The organism is Candidatus Methylomirabilota bacterium, assembly GCA_035315345.1.
In the GTDB taxonomy this organism is placed as follows: domain Bacteria; phylum Methylomirabilota; class Methylomirabilia; order Rokubacteriales; family CSP1-6; genus CAMLFJ01.
Map to the genome: position 1 here is coordinate 1 of DATFYA010000193.1, position 18,728 is coordinate 18,728.

The following is an 18,728-nucleotide window of genomic DNA, read 5'->3' on the forward strand; positions in this document are numbered from 1 at the left end:
GTTGGTGGAGCATTTTCTGCGGAAGTTTGCGGCGGCGCACCACAAGCGGGTGCCACGGCTGACGGCGGGGGCGCTGGAGCTGCTGGTGGGGGCGGAGTGGCCGGGCAACGTGCGGCAGCTGGAGAACTGCATCGAGCAAGCCGTTGTATTAAGTGAGCATGATACGATCGATGTCGATGTGCTGCCCCTGGGAGAGCCAGGGGGCAAGCGGAGTACCGAGCCGGCCCGGCCTGGTCTGCCGGGGGGCCTGACGCTGCGCGAGCTGGAGCAGCAGTACATTCTCCAGACGCTGGACAGCGTGAGCGGCAATCGGACGCAGGCGGCGCGCCTGCTCGGGATCAGCCTCCGCTGCCTGCAGTACAAACTGAAAGCATATCGACAGGGTGGTCCCGAACCTCTCGGCCAGTTCGACCGGGTGTCGGAGGGTCACCCGCTAGGAGTCTGAATCCCATGAGACGAGCCGCCTGGCTGCTGTCGTTGCTGATCGCAGTAGTGGTCGCATCTCCCGCTCTCGCACAAGCCCCCCCGCCCCAGCAGCCGGACAAGGACTACATCATCGGCCCAGAGGACATTCTCGAGATCCAGGTCTGGGGCAACAAGGATCTCAACCAGACCGTCTTCGTGAGACCCGACGGTCGCACCTCTCTGCCGCTCGTCGGCGAGATCGGCGTGGCGGGCAAGAGTGTTCAGCAACTGCAGGACCATCTCACCAACGTCTACGAGAAGACCGTCAAGGGCGCGGTCGTCACCGTCATCGTGAAGGAGATTCGGAGCCGGCCGGTGTATTTCATCGGAGGCTTCGGCAAGCCCGGAGTCATGCAATTGACTCGGGAGCTCACGCTGCTGCAGGCGATCTCCATCGTGGGCGGCGTGGCGCCGAACGCCGACGCGGAGAAGGGTTTCGTCCTGCGCGGCGACAAGCGCATCCCGGTCGACTTCAACCGCCTCGTCCAGCGGGGTGACATGAGCCAGAATCCCAAGCTCGAGCCCGGGGATTCGGTCGTGGTTCCGCTCGCCGATGCCGTCTACGTCAACGGAGAGGTCAAGGCTCCTGGCGCGGTCAAGTACACGGGAGATTTGACCATTTTGAAAGCCCTGACCCAGGTAGGTGGCATGACTCCCCTGGCTGCCGGCGGCCGCGTGGACGTGCTCCGTGGAAACGCAGAAAAGAAGGAACGCATTCGGGTCGATGTTGATAAGATGATGCGGTCGCCGGATGAGAATCCCGATGTCCGGCTGCAACCGAACGACATCATCTTTGTCCCACAGAGACTCTTCTAGACATGTGGGCAGGACGGGGACCAGGCGACCGCCTGTGACCGGGCGAGGGTCTTTCACCGTTCGTCGATTTGGGTTGATTCTAGCCCTGACTCTGGGGGGCGTCGGTGGCCTCCTCGGACCCGGACCGGTGTGGGCGCAAACACCCTCGCCCTCGACCCCCTCTGACCCGACCCAGCAACCGCCTGGTCAGCCACCACAAGGACAGCAGCCGCAGGAGCAGGCTCCCCAGCAGCCGGCCTCCCCGACTCCCGAGCCAGGGCTGCTGACCCCGACCGAGCAGCGCCAACTGCTCCAGCAGTATCAGCAGCAGCAGCCACTCGGTCCTCCCGTCACCCCGGCGACGCCGCCGAGCACGACGCTTCCTCCATGGACCCCCCCGGTGCCGCCGGCCCCCTCGCAGACGAACGTGCCGGCCCCATTTCCTGGGTTCGGCCGTCCCGGCTACGTCGGGGCGCCCGGGTTGACGATGCCGGGTCTCCTCCCGCCCACGGTGACCACGATTCGTGGGGCGACCCTCGAGTTTCATCCTACCGCGCGGCTTGCCGAGGAGTACTCCGACAACTTCTTCCAGACGTCGAGCCACGCCGAAGACAACTTCCGCACGATCCTGGGCCCCGGTTTCACCCTTTTCCTCAATGGAGCTCGGACGTTCGGAGCGCTGTCGACCACCATCGATCTCGTTCATGACACGGCTCCGAACACCGGGAACGAAGTCAAGGTCTTCCCGAGCCTGAATCTCGCGGTCCGCTATGCATTGAGCCCGCGGCTGGCTCTCACGCTGACCGACACCTTCGTCCGCAGCGACGAGGCCAACACACTCGATCGCCTGGGTATCCGGCAGGGCCGACAGATCTCCGATTCGAACACACTGGGGCTCACCGTCGATTGGTTGGTGGGGCGCATCGCCACCCAGGCCTACTACCGGAACGTGCTCTTCATCAACGAGGAGCACGACAACTTCGGCACCCCTGGGACCCAGAACAACCGAGGCGATTCGATCACCAACATCGTGGGCGTGAATGCGAGCACGCGTATCGCCACTGACTATCTAGTGCGCGCGGGCTACGAGTTCTCGGCCATCAACGAGCTGAACGAGAGCAACAATACCAACAACAACAACATCAACGACAACATCTCCAATACCGTCTTCGCCTCCGGGTCCCGCCAGTTCGGCCTCTACACCACCGGTGGCATCTCCAGCTCGTACTCCTGGCAGACCGAGGACAGCACGAACATCTGGAACATCTCCCTCTTCGGCGCCTATGGGCTGCCGAGTGGTCTGTCGCTCGCGGCGTCGGTGGGCTACAGCATCCTCAATAGCGATACCCAGGACAACGAAGGTCTCATCTCCGCGAATGTCAATGCGAGCTACCGATTCACGCGCGCCGTGATCTCCGTGGGCGTGTTCCAGGACTTCCGGCAGACCGGACAGCAGGGCGAGAATTTCGGCACGGTCGAGACTCGGACCTACTATGGCCAGTTCCTGTACCAGATCACACCCTTCCTCAACGCCGTCGCCAACGTCGCCTACAGCGAGAACGAGCCCACCGGGACCGGCAACGTCAACAACAATGGGACCGAGAAGTCCCTCACCTACGGCGCGGGGATCAACTGGCAGGCGCTGCGCTGGCTCACCGCGAGCCTGCGCTATGCGTATACGAAGCAGACGGGCCGCAACGCCTTCAATCAAGATGTTGCGGGCACCGGGAACTACGCCGAGAATCGATTCATGCTGAACCTGTTCGCTGCGTTCTAAGAAGCACCCCTCTTCGTAGTCGCCTCCACGCAAAGCCTGCATTCGGCAAACCTTCGTAACGTAGCGGTTCTAAGCAGCTTTTTCCCATCCTTCGGTCGCCTCTCTGGGGGCCGTGCAGATTTCTGGGCGGACGGAAGATCTTTGCCCAATCAGTAGAGCGAAGTACTTCCACCACAAATGAGGAATTCGCAATGTAATCACTAGCTTGTCTCAAGCTAAAGGGGATTGGGCCTGGCACTCCGCTTGCTCCCTACCCCGGCGAGTACGCGCCATGTTCCGAATATTTCGACACTACATCTCGGGGTTGGCATTCGTGCTATTCCTCGGGGACCTCGCGGTCATCCTCGGCGCGTTCTACGCCGCCGAGTTGTACGCGCCGTGGGCAGGCCATGGCAGCTTTGCGGCTCGCTTCCTGGAAGTGAGCGCGGTCCTCGTCTTCATCTTCTACCTCGGGGACCTGTACGACCCCCGGCAGGCCATGGCGGGCCGTGAGCTGGTGGCCCGCGCCCTGGTGTGCCAGTCACTCGGAGCTTTGATCCTGGCGTCCGCTGGCTTCGCCGTCCCGCCTCTCCGGATCGGGAGATCGGCGTTCCTGGGCATCTTCCTGCTGACGACACCGGGATTGCTGGCCTGGCGGGCCCTTTTCCTCGGCGCCTGGTCACGACAGCAAATGACAGTGCGAGTGCTCGTTCTTGGCACTGGTCAGGTCGGCCGGCTGATCGCGGAGCTCGAGCCCACAAGTGCCCGACCGTTTCAGATCATCGGCTTTCTGGACGATGCTCCGGGGGCCTCGGAGATGGTCCCGGACGGCCACCTCCTCCTAGGCAAGATCCAGGATCTGGACTCCCTGGTTGACGAGACACGGCCGGATATCGTGGTAGTTGCCCAGATCGACCGTCGGGGCTGCTTTCCGGCGCAGACGCTTCTCGAGTGTCGGCTGCGCGGGATCCGCGTCGAGGACTGGCCGACCTTCTACGAGAAGGCCACCGGCAAGATCCTGGTCACCGCGGTGCGGCCGAGCTGGCTCATCTTCTCGGACGGCTTCGTCAAGACGCCGCGCACCGAGATCATCAAGCGGCTCTTCGACGTCGGCGCGTCCCTGGTCGGGATCCTGCTCTCGCTTCCGCTGATGGCCCTTGCCGCCATCGCGATCAAGCTGGAGTCGTCCGGCCCGGTCTTGTATCGCCAGCCTCGTCTTGGCCAGAACGGATGCGTCTTCATTCTGAACAAGTTCCGCTCCATGCGGCAGGATGCCGAGAAAGAGACCGGCCCGGTGTGGGCCACCCAGCAGGACAGCCGGATCACCCGGGTGGGCGGTTTTCTACGGCGCACCCGTCTGGATGAACTGCCCCAGCTCTTCAACGTGCTCTTTGGCCATATGAGCTTCATCGGCCCCCGGCCCGAGCGGCCAGAGTTCGTCAGCGAGCTGCAGAAGCAGATTCCCTACTACATCGAACGGCTCGCCGTGAAGCCCGGAATCACCGGCTGGGCCCAGGTCAGATACCGCTACGGCTCCTCCGTCGAGGACGCCGTCGAGAAGCTTCAGTACGACTTGTATTACATCAAGAACCTCTCGCTGTTTCTCGACCTCTTGATCGTACTCAACACCGTCCAGGTCGTCCTCTTCGCCCGAGGGCGTTAGACGACCGGGACACAACTCATCCACGAAGGAGACACGGGGCAGATGGACACTAGGACGGTCATCAAACAGGTAGCGCTCTCGCTGTTCGCGCGGCGCAAGAAATGGATCGCGCTGACGACCCTGGCCGCGTTGACGCTCCTGGCTCCCGCCGCCTATGTCCTGTCCAAGGAGCCGCCCCGTTATCGCACCACCACGACGATCCTGATCGAGACCAAGAGCGACCGGGCACCGGTGTTCCAGGAGTTCTCGCCCTATCGGCCGTTCTCGGTGCAGCTGGCCATCCTGCAGAGCCGTTTGCTCGCCGCCTCGGTGGTCGAGTCGCTTCCCAAGGGCGCGGTCGACGACCTCATCAACATGCCCTACGGCCGCGACTATGTCGGCGATCTCATGGAATGGGTCGGTCGCCTGCGCGGCAAGGAGCCGTCGACGGTCACCCCTCAGCGGCGGGCGGTCAGCGAGCTTCGGCGGGATCGCGTGAAGTTCAACAGCCAGCCCGGCTCCTCCGGAATCGTCGAGATCCAGGCGGAGGCGTCGCAGCCCCAGATCGCCCTGGACATCGCCAACACATATATCGAGGTTCTCCTCGCGCGGACCCGTTCGTTCAACGTGGACGATGCGAAGAGCACCCGCGAGTATCTATCGCAGCAGACCTCCCAGGTATCCGATGCCCTGGCGCGCAGTGAGGCAGCTCTTCGCACGTTCACGATGTCGCGGGGCGGCGTCCAGATTCCGGCGAAGAGCACCGAGACCGCTCAGCGGCTGTCGCAGCTCGAGACCACGTTGGCCGAGGTCCAGGCCAACCGCAACATCAGCCAGACGCGCCTGGCCTCTCTGAAGACCAAGCTCGAGTCCATGCCGGCCCCGGCACAGGCCGCGGTGAAGGCGGCCCCGCAGGCTCCGCCGGTGAACCCGGCCAATGCCGGTCGTCTGCGAGCGAAGCTGTCGAGCCTCGAGGCGCAGATGGTCGAGGCCAAGAGCCGCTACGGTGATGACCATGCCCGGGTCCGGTCTCTCGCCCAGCAGATCGCGGACGTCCAGCGCGAGCTCGGCGAGGCGGTCAAGGACTCGACGGTCGCAAGCCCGGGCGCCGGCGGGATTCCCGCCGACGACCGTAGCGCGTTCGCCGAGATGATGGCCGCCCTGGACACCTCGGTAGTATCCCTGACCGCCCAGGAGACCGCGCTGAAGGACCAGATCGCCGCGGTCCGGCGCGACCTGTCCGGGCTGTCCAAGGATGAGCTCGAATACCGTCGTCTCGCCTCCGAGGTGGAGACGAATCGCAAGCTGACCACCCTGCTGTCGGACAAGCTCGGAGCTGCGCGCATCCGAGAGCAGGGGGAGATGAACGTGGTGAAGGTCATCGATCCGCCCGGCTTCCCGACCACCGCTCCGAATCAGCGGCGGATGCAGTTCATGGGGCTCGCCTTGGTTCTCGCCCTCGTCATCGGGCTGGGGGCGCCGGCCACCGCCGAGTACTTCAACCGCCCGATCATGGGCGAAGCGGACGTCCGGAACCTCACCGGTCTCGCGGTGCTGAGCGCGATTCCCCAGGTGCAGTCGAACAAGACGGTCTTCGGCTCGGGGCAGGCCGAGCAGAGTCAGCAGGAGGAGTATCACCTGTTCGTCGACGCCTTCCGGCGCCTACGGGTCGAGCTGCAGATGATGTCCGAGGACCTCACCCTCCGCCGCATCCTCATCACGAGCCCTCTGCCGTTCGAGGGCAAGTCGACGGTGGTGTTCAACCTGGGGCTCGCCTTCGGTGAGATCGGCAAGCGCGTGATCATCGCGGACGCCGACTTCCACCGGCCGACCCTCCATCGCATCGCCAACACTGCGCCGCGCAAGGGCTTTACCGATCTGCTCGCCGGCACCACCAAGCTGACCGAGACGATGACGCCGATCACCGATAACGTTCAGCTAGCCTCGCGTGGCGGCTCGCTCACCGCGCCCGCGCGGACCGGCCTGGGGACGGACCGCCTGACCAAGATCCTCGGTGACATGTCCAGCGAGGCCGACTTCGTCCTGCTGGATTCTTCGCCGATCCTGCTCATTCCGGACAACCTCTACATGGCCGCGGCGGCCGACGGGGTCGTGCTCGTGGTCGCGGTGGGTCAGACGCGGCCTCGCGACCTGCTCCGGACCAAGAGCATTCTGGAGCGCGCGGGCACTCCGATCGTCGGGGTGGTTCTCAACCGGACCCCGGTGAAGCACCTGAACTCCTATTACAAGCAATACAGCGGCTACTACAGCTCTTAACCCCAACATGACCAGACAGGGAGCGCATAGCGCCGTGTGGACCACAGCTCTTACCGAGAAGCTAGAGAATCGGACAGCACGTGTCAGTGTCATCGGCCTCGGGTACGTCGGCCTGAGCCTCGCGATGGAACTTGCCAAGGCCGGCTTCGAGGTGCGGGGCGTGGACCTCGACCTCGAACGGGTCAGCCTGCTGAACCAGGGTCAGTCCTACCTGGTCGATGTTCCCACCGAGGCCTTGAGGCCGGTCGTCGCCTCGAAGCGTCTCACCGCGTCGGTCGGCTTTGCGGACGCGGCCACCTCGGACGCGCTCATCATCTGCGTGCCGACTCCGCTGCGGAAGAGCAAGGAGCCGGATATCTCCTTCATCCTGTCCGCGGTGGAGAGCCTCCTGCCTCACCTTCGCCCCGGGCAGCTGCTCATTCTGGAGAGCACGACGTATCCCGGTACCACCGAGGAGGTCGTGCAGCCGAAGCTGGAGGCGCACGGCCTCGTCATCGGTCGCGACTGCTTCCTGGCCTTTTCGCCCGAGCGAGTGGATCCGGGCAACAAGCGGTTCACCACCGCCAATATTCCGAAGGTGGTGGGCGGAGTCACCCCGTCCTGCACGCGTCTCGCCGCGGCTCTCTATCGGCAGGTCACGTCGAGCGTGTTCGAGGTCTCCAGCCCCCGGGTGGCCGAGACCGCCAAGCTGTTGGAGAACACCTTCCGGAGCGTGAACATCGCGCTGGCCAACGAGCTGGCCTTCGCCTGCCGCAAGATCGGCGTGGACCCGTGGGAAGTCATCGACGCGGCGGCCACCAAACCGTTCGGCTTCATGCCCTTCTATCCGGGGCCGGGTATCGGTGGCCATTGCATCCCGGTCGACCCTCTCTACCTCTCCTGGAAGGTTCGGCTGACCGGCTATGAAGCCCAGTTCATCGCCCTGGCCGACCAGATCAACCGCGCCATGCCCGAGCACGTGGTCGCCCTGGTCGGCGATGCCCTGAACGAGCGCGGCCGCGCGCTGAAGGGCTCCTCGGTCCTGGTCCTGGGCGTGACCTACAAGCCCGACGTGAATGACATTCGGGAGTCGCCGGCTCTCGAGATCCTCGAGATGCTGGAGCGAAAGGGCGCCTCGGTCTCGTACGCTGACCCCTTCACTCCCCAGCTCGCCCTCGGGTCGGCGAAACTCTCCGCGGTGGATGCCACGGCGGAGACCATCGCCGCGGCCGACTGTGTCGTCATCCTGACCAATCATTCCAGCTTCGACTACGAGGTCATCGCGGAGCGGGCCACGCTGGTGGTGGACACCCGCAACGCGCTGAAGGCGCAGCGGCGCGCCGGTTCGTCGTCGATCGTGACTCTCTAAGGAAACGGGCGATGCGAACCGTTCTCGTGACCGGAGGGGCCGGGTTCATCGGCTCCCATCTCGTCGATCAGCTCCTGGAGGGCGGGGCCGCGGTGCGGGTTCTCGACAACCTCTCCACCGGATCTCTGACCAATCTTCGAGCGGCCGCCGACGACCACGAGCGGTGGACCGGGTTTCCGAACAACAGTCGGCTCGAGGTGATGATCGGAGACGTTCGCGACCGGGAGCTGCTCCGCACCGCGCTTCGAGGCGTCAAGTATGTGTTCCATCTCGCGAGCTTGCCGGAATCTTCCGCGCCGGTCATCGGCCCCGGAGAGATTCACGCGGTGAACGTGGACGGTACGCTCAACGTCCTGCATGCCGCCCTCACCGAGGGCATCTGGCGCGTGGTGATCGCGTCGTGCGCCACCGTCTACGGGACGCCGATCACGCTGCCGATCTCGGAGGAGGCGCCGCTGTCGCCGAACACGCTGTTCGCGGCTTCCAAGGTCGCCGCCGAGACCTACTGCCGTGCCTTCTACACACGCCATCAGCTCGACACGGTGGTGCTGCGCCTCTTCAACGTCTATGGCCCGCGCCAGCGGGCTCTTCCGGTGGACAATCCGGTGCCCGGCCTGATCGAATCGGTCCGGCAGGGCCGCCCCTTCACTGACCTGGACGATCGGAATGCCGGCGACTTCATCTACGTCGACGACGTGGTGGAGGCTCTCCTCACCGCGGCCCGGGCGCCTCGCGCCACCGGGCGGGTGATCAACGTCGGCTCGGGCGAGATGCTTAGCATCGGGGAGCTACAGCGAATCGCCGCCGGCCTCCTGAAGACGTCGGTGGTGCCCGGGTTTCCGAAGCAACGAGACAGCCTGCCGGTCCAGTTGTGCGCGCGGACCACGCTCGCTTCGGAGCTTTTGGATTTCACTCCCCGAGTGTCGGTGATCGCCGGCGTGGCGCGCCTCCTCCGCTCGCTGGCCGAGTACGAGGAGCCGGAGCCGCGGGCTCTCGCGCAGGCGGTCCGCAACGACTAGACCACGACCCATATGATCAACGCGCTCACGTTCGACATCGAGGAGTACTTTCACGCAGAGGCCTTCGCTCGCGTGGTGGACCCTCATGACTGGCATACCCTCGAGAGTCGTGTGGTCAGCGCGACCGAGCGCATTCTCACGATACTGTCCGAAGCCCGTACCGTCGCGACCTTCTTCGTGTTGGGATGGGTAGCCGAGCGGCACCCCCGGCTGGTCCGGGACATCCAGGGAGGGGGCCACGAGGTGGCCTGCCACGGTTATGGCCATCAGATGATCACCCGACTCAGCCGGAGCGACTTTGCCGAGGACGTCCGTCGGGGAAAGGCCGCCGTCGAGGAGGCGGCCGGGGTCTCGGTGGTCGGATACCGGGCGCCGACCTTCTCGGTCGTTCGTGGCACCTTGTGGAGCCTCGAGACCCTGGCTGAGGCCGGGTTCCGCTACGACTCGAGCATTTTCCCGATCGTCCACGACCGGTACGGTATCCCGGATTCTCCCCGCTTCCCGCACCGCCGCGACGCCGGCGCCGGGAGCTCCATCTGGGAGTTTCCCCCCTCGACGATCGGACGCCGGGGCTGGCGGCTGCCGGTGGCGGGCGGCGGCTACTTTCGCCTGCTCCCGTATTCGGTGACGCGCCGGGCGCTCCGCCACCTGAACGAGGTGGAGCGGCAGCCCGCGATGGTCTACCTCCATCCATGGGAGATGGATCCGGGCCAGCCTCATCTCCCGATCGGACGGCTCGCCCAGCTGCGGCACTCGCTGAACACGTCACGGACGGAACGCAAGCTCCGCCGCCTGCTGTCGGACTTCCGGTTTCGACCGGTTCGGGATGTGCTCGATACCTCGAGCCTCCCGGCCGAGGGAGCGGTGTCATGAGGATCGTCGCCGTCGTCGGAGCGCGCCCGAACTTCGTCAAGATCGCGCCCATCATGGCCGAGCTGGCGGAATATCCCTACATCTCGACCACTCTCGTGCACACCGGCCAGCATTACGACGCCCAGATGTCGGACGCGTTCTTCGCCAATCTGGAAATCCCGAGACCGGACGTCAACCTGAAGGTGCAATCGACAGGTGCGATCACCCAGATCGCCGAGATCATGACCCGAATCGAGCCGGTGATCGAGAGCACCCGCCCCGACGTGGTGGTGGTGGTGGGCGACGTCAACTCGACGGTCGCGGCGACGCTCGCCGCGGTCAAGATGGGTCGCCCGGTGGCACACGTCGAGGCCGGTCTCCGCAGCTTCGATCGCACCATGCCGGAAGAGGTGAATCGCGTGCTGACCGACGCGGTGTCCGATCTGCTCTTCACCACCGAGGCCTCGGCCGACGAGAACCTGGCCCGGGAGGGGGTGCCGGTCGGGCGAGTGCACTTCGTCGGGAACGTGATGATCGACACGCTGTTCCGCTACCGTGAGCATGCGCGCGAGTCGGACATCCTCCAGCGCCTGGGCCTGACGGCCCGCGGGTACGCCGTGCTCACCCTGCACCGGCCGAGCAATGTCGACGACGAGGGCACGCTCGGGCTGCTGCTCGGGGCAATCGCCCGCATCCAAGGCGAGATCCCGATCGTCTTCCCGGTCCATCCGAGGACGAGACGGCGCCTTGAGGCGCTCGCCGGCACGCTGCCGCCCATGCCAGGACTTCGGCTGGCCGCCCCGATGCCGTACCTGGATTTCGTGCAACTCATGGCCGAGTCCCGCTGTGTGCTGACCGATTCCGGTGGCATCCAGGAGGAAACGACTGCCCTCGGTACGCCCTGTCTCACGCTCCGACAGAATACCGAGCGTCCGGTCACGGTCAGCCGAGGCACGAACCGCGTCGTGGGGACGGAGCCGGACGCCATCTACCAGAGCTGGTCCGACGTGAAGGTCGGGCGGTGGCCGGCCGGGGAGCTTCCGGAGCTGTGGGATGGCAAGGCGGCGAGCCGAATCGTCCGTGTTCTGCTCGAGACCGCCAGGTAAGGCCAGACATCCATGGATATCCGTCGCCTGACGACCGAGACCGTTGACTGGGACAGCTTCGTACGTAGCACCCCTGGGGGCAGCCCGTTCCATCTGCTCGCCTGGAAGCAAGCCGTCGAGGCCGCCTTCTCGCACCGGCCCCACTACTTGATGGCCGTCCGCGGTGGAGGGCTGGAAGGTGTACTCCCGCTGTTCGAGGTGCGCGGGCTCCTGGGCGGCCGGGGCCTGGTGTCGGTTCCGTACGGCGTCTACGGGGGAATCTGCGCGGCGACCGCGGCGGCTCGCCACGCGCTCGTCGAAGCCGCGCGCGAGCTGGCGACCCGGGTGAAGGCCGACTACGTCGAGCTGCGTCACCGGCAGGGCCAGGAAGTGGACCTGCCGACCAAGAGCCTCTACGTGACGTTCGCGCGCCCGATCTCCTCGCGAGATGAGGACAACCTGAACGCGATTCCTCGGAAGCAGCGCCGCATGACGCGTCAGGGCTCCAAGCACGGCCTGGTGGCCGAGTTTGGCTTGCGGCATCTCGATCGGTTCTGGGACGTCTATGCGCGGAGCGTGCATGCGCTCGGATCGCCGGTGTTCCCGCGACGCCTGTTCCAGTCCATCGCGCGAGAGTTCGGCAAGGAGTGTGAGCTGCTCACGATCTGGAAGGACGGCCGGATGGTGTCCGGCGTGCTGACCCTGTACTTCGACGAGCAGGTGCTGCCGTACTACGGCGGCGCGGTCGAAGACGCCCTCCCGTACGCGGTCAACGACTTCATGTACTGGGAGCTCATGTGTCACGTGGCCAAGGCGGGATATCGAACCTTCGACTTCGGCCGCAGCCGTGAGGGTACCGGAGCCTATCATTTCAAGCGGCACTGGGGCTTTGAGGCGATGCCGCTGCCGTACCAGTACATCCTCGATGGCGGTCGACAGATGCCGAACCTGAGTCCGTCCAACCCCAAGATGCGCCTGGCCGTTGACACGTGGAAGCGGCTGCCTTTGCCGCTGACCAAGGTCGTCGGGCCGCTGGTGACCAGATACCTCCCATGAACATCCTCATGCTCGGCCGTTGGCTTCCGCCTGCCCGGCAGCCGGTCCGGGGAACACGTGAGTATCACTTCGCCCGACACCTGGCTCGCAGCCATCAGCTCACGCTCGCCTTCATCACCGACAACCAGGACGTGGCCGGGGCCATCTCGGCGCTGCGCGCCGATTTCGGGAACCTGGAGTTCTCGGTGGTCCCGCGGGCCTGGCGGTCACTCTCGGGGGCCCTCAGTCTCGCCACCGGTGAGTCGTGCACGTTGTCGTACTTTCGGTCCGAGGCCCTTCGTACTCGGCTGGCCGATCGACTCCGCCAGACCCGCTACGACCTGGTGATCGTGTCGTCCTCCACGATGATCCAGTACGCCCTCGACATCGACTCCAGCGTTCCCCTGCTCGCCGACTTCGGCGTCGTGGAGTCGGAGTGGTGGGCGAATCAGGCGACGACCGGCGCGCCGGGCGTGTCGCGATTCTTCCGCACCGAGGCGGCTCGCCTCCGCATCGCGGAAGGAAACGCGGCCCGGCGCGCCACACGCTGTGTGGCCGCGACGCCCGAGGCCGCGCAGATCGTCCGGACACTCGCGCCGGCCGCGTCGGTCGTCGTGATCCGTGACGGCGTCGACATGGATGCGAGCGACACCCGGTTGCGGCTCGGACGGGTGCCTACCGTCGTGCTGAACGCCTCCGCCCGCGACGACGCCAACCTGCCGGAGACCTTCGCGTTCTGCCGGGCGGTTCTCCCCGCCCTGCGGTCCCGGGTGCCCGGGGTTCGGGTAGTGGTCACCACCAGAGGTCCGGGCGCCCGGGGGCCGGCGGGCGTGGACATCGAGATCAGCTCGCCCGGAGGCGACCGGCGCCTGTTCCACAGCCACACCGTGGTCGGCGCGGTGGTCGGCGAGGCGCCGGACATGCAGGCGTGCGTTCTGGAGCCCATGGCGGCCGGAGTGCCGGTCGTGACCACCGCGGTCGCCTGTCGCGCTCTGGATGCTCGGCCGGGCCGCGACCTCCGGGTCGCGGACAATCCGGACGACTTCATCAGCCGGGTGGCGGAGCTCCTGGAGGACCGTCCCCTTCGGGAGGAACTGGGCGCCCAGGGCCGGCGGTTCGTCCAGGAGAATTTCTCATGGGACCTGAGCGCGAGCCGCCTCGGGCAAGTCGTGGACGACATGGTGCAGAGCAGCGCTGGTCCCGAGGGTCCGCCCCGATCCATCGAGGCTGCAGTCGAGGGCTAGGGCGTTGCGAATCCTCATGCTCGCGCACCGTATTCCCTATCCGCCCCATACCGGGGACAAGACACGGGCGTTCCATATCGCGCGCCACCTGTCGAGGCGGCACGATCTCACGCTCGGCTTCCTCGTGGACGACGAACGGGATCTGGGCGGGGTCGATGCGTTGCGACGCCTCGTGCCCGATCTCCTGTTCGACCGACTGCGGAAGCCGGTCAGCCTCGCGCGGGGCGTTGCCGGGCTCGTCCGGGGCGGGACGGTCACGCTGCCGTATTTCTATTCCCGAGGCCTTGCCCGACAGGTCGAGTGTCGCAGCCGTGAGGAGGGGTTCGACGTGGTGTATGTGTCCTCGACCGCGATGGCCCAGTACGCACCGGCCGATGTCCCCCTCGTGATGGATTTCGTGGATGTGGACTCGGACAAGTGGCGTCAGTATGCCGAGCATCGTCGCGCTCCGGTCAGTTGGCTCTATCGGACCGAGGGGCGTCGTCTCCAGTCCTGCGAAGGGGAGATCGCCCGCCGCGCGCGCGTGTCTCTCCTGGCCACGGACGTCGAGGAGCAGCAGCTACGATCGTTCGCCTCGTGGGCGCACACCGCGGTCATTCCGAACGGTATCGACTCGGTGTATTACGCCCCGCAGCTCGAGGAGCCGTCTGAGCCGGCGGGGGTGATCTTCACCGGCGCGATGGACTATCTCCCCAACATCGACGCGGTCCAACATTTTTGCGCCGACATCCTTCCGCTCGTGCGACGCGAGGTTCCCGAGATCGTGTTCTACATCGTCGGGCTCAATCCGTCGGCGGATGTGCGCCGCCTCGGTGAGCGTTCCGGCGTGGTCGTGACGGGAGCGGTGCCCGACGTGCGGCCGTACTACGCGCGCGCCGCCGTCTGCGTGGCTCCGCTCCGGATCGGCCGTGGGATTCAGAACAAGGTGCTGCAGGGCATGGCCATGGGCCTTCCGGTGGTGGCAAGCCCGTTAGCGGCCCGGGGCGTCCGGGGCGAGCCGGGGCTTCACTTCGAGGTGGCCGAGTTCGCCGCGGATTTCGCGAGCCATGTCGTGCGGCTGCTGCAGCGCCCGGAGACCCGGCGCGAGCTGGGTCGGGCGGGGCGCGCGTGCGTGGAGGCTCACTACACGTGGGAGCGCAATCTGGCCGGCCTCGAGGTCCTTCTTGCCCGGGCGGCGGGGCGGCCGGAACCGGCGGGCCAGGCGGCTGGCTGGCCGCCGAACGAGGTTCGCGCCTGGAGTTCCCACTCATGAGCTGGCGCGTTCGACGCCTGACCGCGGCTCCGGAGCTCCAGGCCGTCGCTTCGATGTGGTCGGAGCTCGCTGAGCAGCACGGCCATGCCACCCCGTTCGCGACGCACGACTGGTTCGAATGCTGCCGCATCGCGGCCGCCACGCCGAATGTCGAGGTACTGCAGCTGGAGGATGCTGGAGTTCCAGTCAGCCTGATCCCACTGCATCGTCGGACGACGAAGCTGCGCGGCTGCCCCGTCCGATACCTGTCGCTGCTCGACTGCCCGGATTCACCGTTCGGAGACCTGATTCCGGCCGGGGGCGACCGACAGCTGGTGGCGAGCCTAATGGATCATCTGGCCGCTCGTGCCGACTGGGACATTCTCGAGCTCGGACGACTGCCGATAGAGTCTTCGACCCTGAAGCTCTTCGAGGGCGAGCTCGAGGGACGACTGCGGTACCGGCGCGCCGGCAGCGAGCAGTCGCCCTATCTGACCATCGACGGGACTTGGCAGGACTTCTACGGCTCGCGGAGCCAGCGGTTCAAGAAGACCATCCGGAACATCCAGAATCGGCTCGCCCGACTCGGCACGATCACCGTCGAGGAGCATCGCACCCTGGATCCGCAAGGTCGGCTCCTCGCGGAGCTGATCGACCTGACCGGGCGCAGCTGGAAGGCGGATCGCGGCGTGGCCATCGCCACGATGCCGCGGATGCGAGAGTTCTTCGCCGAGCTGAGCCGCCGCGCCGCCCAGCATGGATGGCTGTCGCTCTGGCTGCTGCGACTCGACGGCCGTCCGATCGCCATGGAGTATCAGCTGCGCGCCAACGGAGTCGCCTATGCCCTTCGGGCCGACTACGACCTGGACTACGCGGCCGCCTCGCCCGGCAGCTCGCTGAACTTCGAGGTGGCCCGGGCCCTCTTCGAGCGGGGCGACGTGCGCGAATATCACATGGGGCCTGGTCTCAACGAGTACAAGATGCGCTGGGCCAGCGGAACGCACGAGACGGTTCGCCTTCACGTGCATCGCCCGGGCCTATATCCGGCCCTGCTGCACCTGCTGGAGACGCGGGCGGTGCCGACGGCCCGCCGTCTGCGGGAGCGGCTTCGGTGAGCCTCATCGGCGGAATCGTCCATCGCGATCCCCGCCGGCCGGCCACGCCCGAGCGGCTGGAGCGGCTTCTGTGCGCGGAGGATAGTCGTGGCGCGGTCGTCGCCTCGGGCTGCTTCGCGGTCATGCTCGCCGGTGACGGCCAGCCCTGGTCTGGAGACGGATCCACGGTGGTGGCCGTCGATGCCGACCTGGTCAACCTGGACGAGCTGTCCTCGCTGACCGGACGTGAAGGGGTTCAGGAAGTGGTATCTGCCCTCTATCAGCGGGAAGGCGTCGGCGGTATCCAGCGCCTGCGCGGGGCCTTCGCGGTCGCCATCTGGGAGCCGCGAGAGCGTCAACTCCTTCTGGCCGTCGATCAAGTGGGGATCCGCCGGCTCTACTACGCGGTGACCGCCGAGGGCATGGCCTTCGCCTCGCGAGCCGGCCTCCTCCGAGCGGTCGCCGGCCTGAGCGGCGACCCCGAGCCCACGACGGTCTTCCACTATCTGAACTTCGGTTACCTTCCCGCCCCGGTGTCGGTCGCCGGTCCGATCCGACGGCTCGAGCCCGGCTGCCTGCTGAAGGCGCAGGACGGCTCGGTCACCATCACCCGGTACTGGGATCTCAACTATACGAAGCGCGACCTCGATCATGACGCGACGGCCCGCGCCACCATGCGACAGGCGGAAGGGGCGGTCGCCCGGGCGCTCGGGTCGGGTGGCGCCAAGGAGACTGGCGCGTTTCTCTCCGGGGGGACGGACAGCAGCACTGTCCTCGGGCTGATGTCCCGTCTCACCGGGGAGCGTGTCCACGCCATTTCCATCGGCTTCCAGGAGCGTCGCTACGACGAGCTGGAGTACGCCGAGCGGGCCGCTCGTCACTTCAAGGCCCGCCATCACGTCCGGCGGATTTCGCCTCAGGACGCGCTGGCTGCCCTGCCGCGGCTCATCGACAGCTATGACGAGCCGTTCGGCAACAACTCGGCGATCGGCACCTACCTGTGCGCCCAGCTCGCCCGGGAATGCGGGCTCACCCGCCTGCTGGCCGGCGACGGTGGCGACGAGATCTTCGGGGGCAACGAGCGCTACACGGTGGACGCGGTCTTCGCCCGTTACCAGAGGGTGCCCCGACTACTGCGCCGCGGTCTGCTCGAGCCAATTTTGCGAACCCTGCCCGACGGCGGCTCATCCACCGTCGGCCGGGCGCAGCGGTACGTTCGGCGGGCGAGCCTGCCGAATCCGCGACGGTTCTATTCCTACGAGTTCTTCTTCGCCCAGGACGGCCGCGAGCTGCTCGACGGAGACTTCCTGCGAAGCGTCGAGCCGGGAGCTCCCTGGGACGTCCTCGAGCAGCATTTCGGGCGGGTGAGCGCGGTCGAGGAGCTGAACCGTCTCCTCTACCTGGACATCAAGCTCACCATTGGTGACAACGATCTACTGAAGGTCACGCGCACCGCCGAGGCGGCCGGCATCGGGGTCCGGTTCCCGTTCCTGGATCTGCCCCTCATCGAGTTCACGGCCACCTGGCCGGCGTCCTTCAAGGTGCACGCGGGTGAAAAGCGGCATCTCTTCCGGCAGGCCTTCCGCGAGCTGCTCCCCGCCGAGACCCTGGCGAAGCGGAAGCATGGCTTCGGAGTTCCCACGAGCCTGTGGCTGCGGACGCACGCCGGCTTCGTGGATCTCGCGCACGATGCGCTGCTGGGTCCGGATGCCCACGTGAGCTCGTACTTCCGGCGGGGCGCCCTGGAGGAGCTCCTTCGTCTCCACGCTTCCGATACGACCGCCTTCTACGGCGACCTGCTGTGGAGCGTGCTGATGCTCGAGCTGTGGCACCGCCGGCACGTGCGTGGCGAATCGCCGGGAGTGAGGGTGGCGTGACCGAGATGCTCGTACGGACTCTGGCCACCGGACTCTATCGCGCCGGTCTCACCGGCGCCCTGTCGGCCACCTCCGGCTACCTTCGGCGGGCGGCCGCGTTCTCGGTCTTCACGTATCATCGGGTCAACGATCACGGCGATCCGTTCTTCGAGGCTCTGCCGACCGAGGTCTTCGAGCGGCAGATGCAGTTGATCGCCCGTCACTACGTGGTGCTTCCAGTGGAGGAGCTGGTGGCTCGGCTCCGGTCCGGAACCGTTCCGCGGAACGCGGTCGCCATCACCTTCGATGACGGCTACCGGGACGTTCTCACGCACGCCGCTCCCATCCTGGCCCGATACCACCTGCCCGCGACGGTGTTCCTGGCGACCGGCTTCATCGGGAGCGGTGAGGTCCCGTGGTACGACCGACTCGCGACCGCGCTGAAGTCGACCGCGGCCTCGCAGGTCGCGGTGCCCGCCTCGGACGAGGTGCTGCCCCTGGAGACCCGGGAAGCCCGACTTCTGGCGCTGGGGCGACTGCAGGCGCACTGGAAAGGGTTGCCGGAAGCCGACTCACGGAGGGCGCTCGAGACGCTGCTGGAGCGGCTGGGCACGGGCCAGCATGATCGCGAGAGGAACGCCTTCCTCCGGTGGGACGAAGTCCACGCCCTTCGCGGGCTGGGCTTCCGTATCGGCGCACACACGGTCAGCCACCCGATCCTGTCCCGACTACCCGCTGACCGGGCGTGCGCCGAGATCGTCGAATCGAAGCGGGCCATCGAGGCTCGGTGCGGAATATCTCCTCGCGCCTTCGCCTATCCCAACGGAGGTGAGGCCGACTACACGCCCGCGGTGGTCGATCAGGTTCGCCGTGCGGGCTTCGACTGTGCCGTGACCACCCGCTTCGGCTTGAACACGGCTCGCACGTCTCCCTGGGAGCTGCGACGGGGACAGCCCTGGGAGCATCATCTGCCGACGTTTGCGACGAAGCTGGCCTGGTATCGCATGACACTGAGCTAACAAGGGGTAT

The 18,728-nt window shown here is 66.3% G+C and carries 15 protein-coding genes; all 15 read left to right on the forward strand.

Annotated elements, in window-relative coordinates; all coding sequences use genetic code 11:
• Positions 1-445, forward strand: a 445-nt coding sequence (locus VKN16_24650) for a helix-turn-helix domain-containing protein (GenBank protein ID HME97409.1), incomplete at its 5' end; no start/stop codon positions are given.
• 5 nt (positions 446-450) lie between these two features.
• Entirely contained in the window at positions 451-1,281 is an 831-nt protein-coding gene (locus VKN16_24655; protein HME97410.1) for a polysaccharide biosynthesis/export family protein, read from the forward strand.
• 466 nt (positions 1,282-1,747) lie between these two features.
• On the forward strand, positions 1,748-3,037 hold the full coding sequence (locus VKN16_24660) for a hypothetical protein (GenBank protein ID HME97411.1): 1,290 nt from the start codon (positions 1,748-1,750) through the stop codon (positions 3,035-3,037).
• A gap of 313 nt (positions 3,038-3,350) precedes the next feature.
• Positions 3,351-4,679, forward strand: a complete 1,329-nt coding sequence (locus VKN16_24665) for a TIGR03013 family XrtA/PEP-CTERM system glycosyltransferase (protein ID HME97412.1) — start codon at positions 3,351-3,353, stop codon at positions 4,677-4,679.
• A 42-nt stretch (positions 4,680-4,721) separates the two neighbouring features.
• The gene (locus tag VKN16_24670) at positions 4,722-6,935 is read left to right on the forward strand and encodes a hypothetical protein (GenBank protein ID HME97413.1); all 2,214 of its coding nucleotides are present in this window, start codon (positions 4,722-4,724) and stop codon (positions 6,933-6,935) included.
• A gap of 7 nt (positions 6,936-6,942) precedes the next feature.
• Complete coding sequence (locus VKN16_24675) at positions 6,943-8,283, forward strand: nucleotide sugar dehydrogenase (GenBank protein ID HME97414.1); 1,341 nt, start codon at positions 6,943-6,945, stop codon at positions 8,281-8,283.
• Positions 8,284-8,294: 11 nt separating this feature from the next.
• Complete coding sequence (locus VKN16_24680) at positions 8,295-9,302, forward strand: NAD-dependent epimerase/dehydratase family protein (protein ID HME97415.1); 1,008 nt, start codon at positions 8,295-8,297, stop codon at positions 9,300-9,302.
• A gap of 12 nt (positions 9,303-9,314) precedes the next feature.
• The gene (locus VKN16_24685) at positions 9,315-10,175 is read left to right on the forward strand and encodes an XrtA system polysaccharide deacetylase (GenBank protein ID HME97416.1); all 861 of its coding nucleotides are present in this window, start codon (positions 9,315-9,317) and stop codon (positions 10,173-10,175) included.
• Positions 10,172-11,260: a UDP-N-acetylglucosamine 2-epimerase (non-hydrolyzing) gene (gene wecB / locus VKN16_24690; GenBank protein HME97417.1), complete on the forward strand. Its 1,089-nt coding sequence runs from the start codon at positions 10,172-10,174 to the stop codon at positions 11,258-11,260. The genes VKN16_24685 and wecB overlap by 4 nt, the downstream gene beginning before the upstream one ends.
• Positions 11,261-11,272: 12 nt before the next feature.
• Positions 11,273-12,295, forward strand: coding sequence for a FemAB family XrtA/PEP-CTERM system-associated protein (locus VKN16_24695; protein ID HME97418.1), 1,023 nt, complete (start codon positions 11,273-11,275; stop codon positions 12,293-12,295).
• Entirely contained in the window at positions 12,292-13,518 is a 1,227-nt protein-coding gene (locus VKN16_24700; protein ID HME97419.1) for a glycosyltransferase, read from the forward strand. Before VKN16_24695 ends, VKN16_24700 begins: the two co-directional genes overlap by 4 nt.
• 16 nt (positions 13,519-13,534) lie before the next feature.
• Positions 13,535-14,770 (forward strand): TIGR03087 family PEP-CTERM/XrtA system glycosyltransferase, encoded by a 1,236-nt coding sequence (locus VKN16_24705; GenBank protein HME97420.1) that lies wholly within the window; start codon positions 13,535-13,537, stop codon positions 14,768-14,770.
• Entirely contained in the window at positions 14,767-15,864 is a 1,098-nt protein-coding gene (locus VKN16_24710) for a GNAT family N-acetyltransferase (GenBank protein ID HME97421.1), read from the forward strand. The genes VKN16_24705 and VKN16_24710 overlap by 4 nt, the downstream gene beginning before the upstream one ends.
• Entirely contained in the window at positions 15,861-17,720 is a 1,860-nt protein-coding gene (locus tag VKN16_24715) for an asparagine synthase-related protein (GenBank protein ID HME97422.1), read from the forward strand. Before VKN16_24710 ends, VKN16_24715 begins: the two co-directional genes overlap by 4 nt.
• A 5-nt stretch (positions 17,721-17,725) precedes the next feature.
• Entirely contained in the window at positions 17,726-18,718 is a 993-nt protein-coding gene (locus tag VKN16_24720) for a polysaccharide deacetylase family protein (protein HME97423.1), read from the forward strand.
• Positions 18,719-18,728 lie beyond the last annotated feature (10 nt).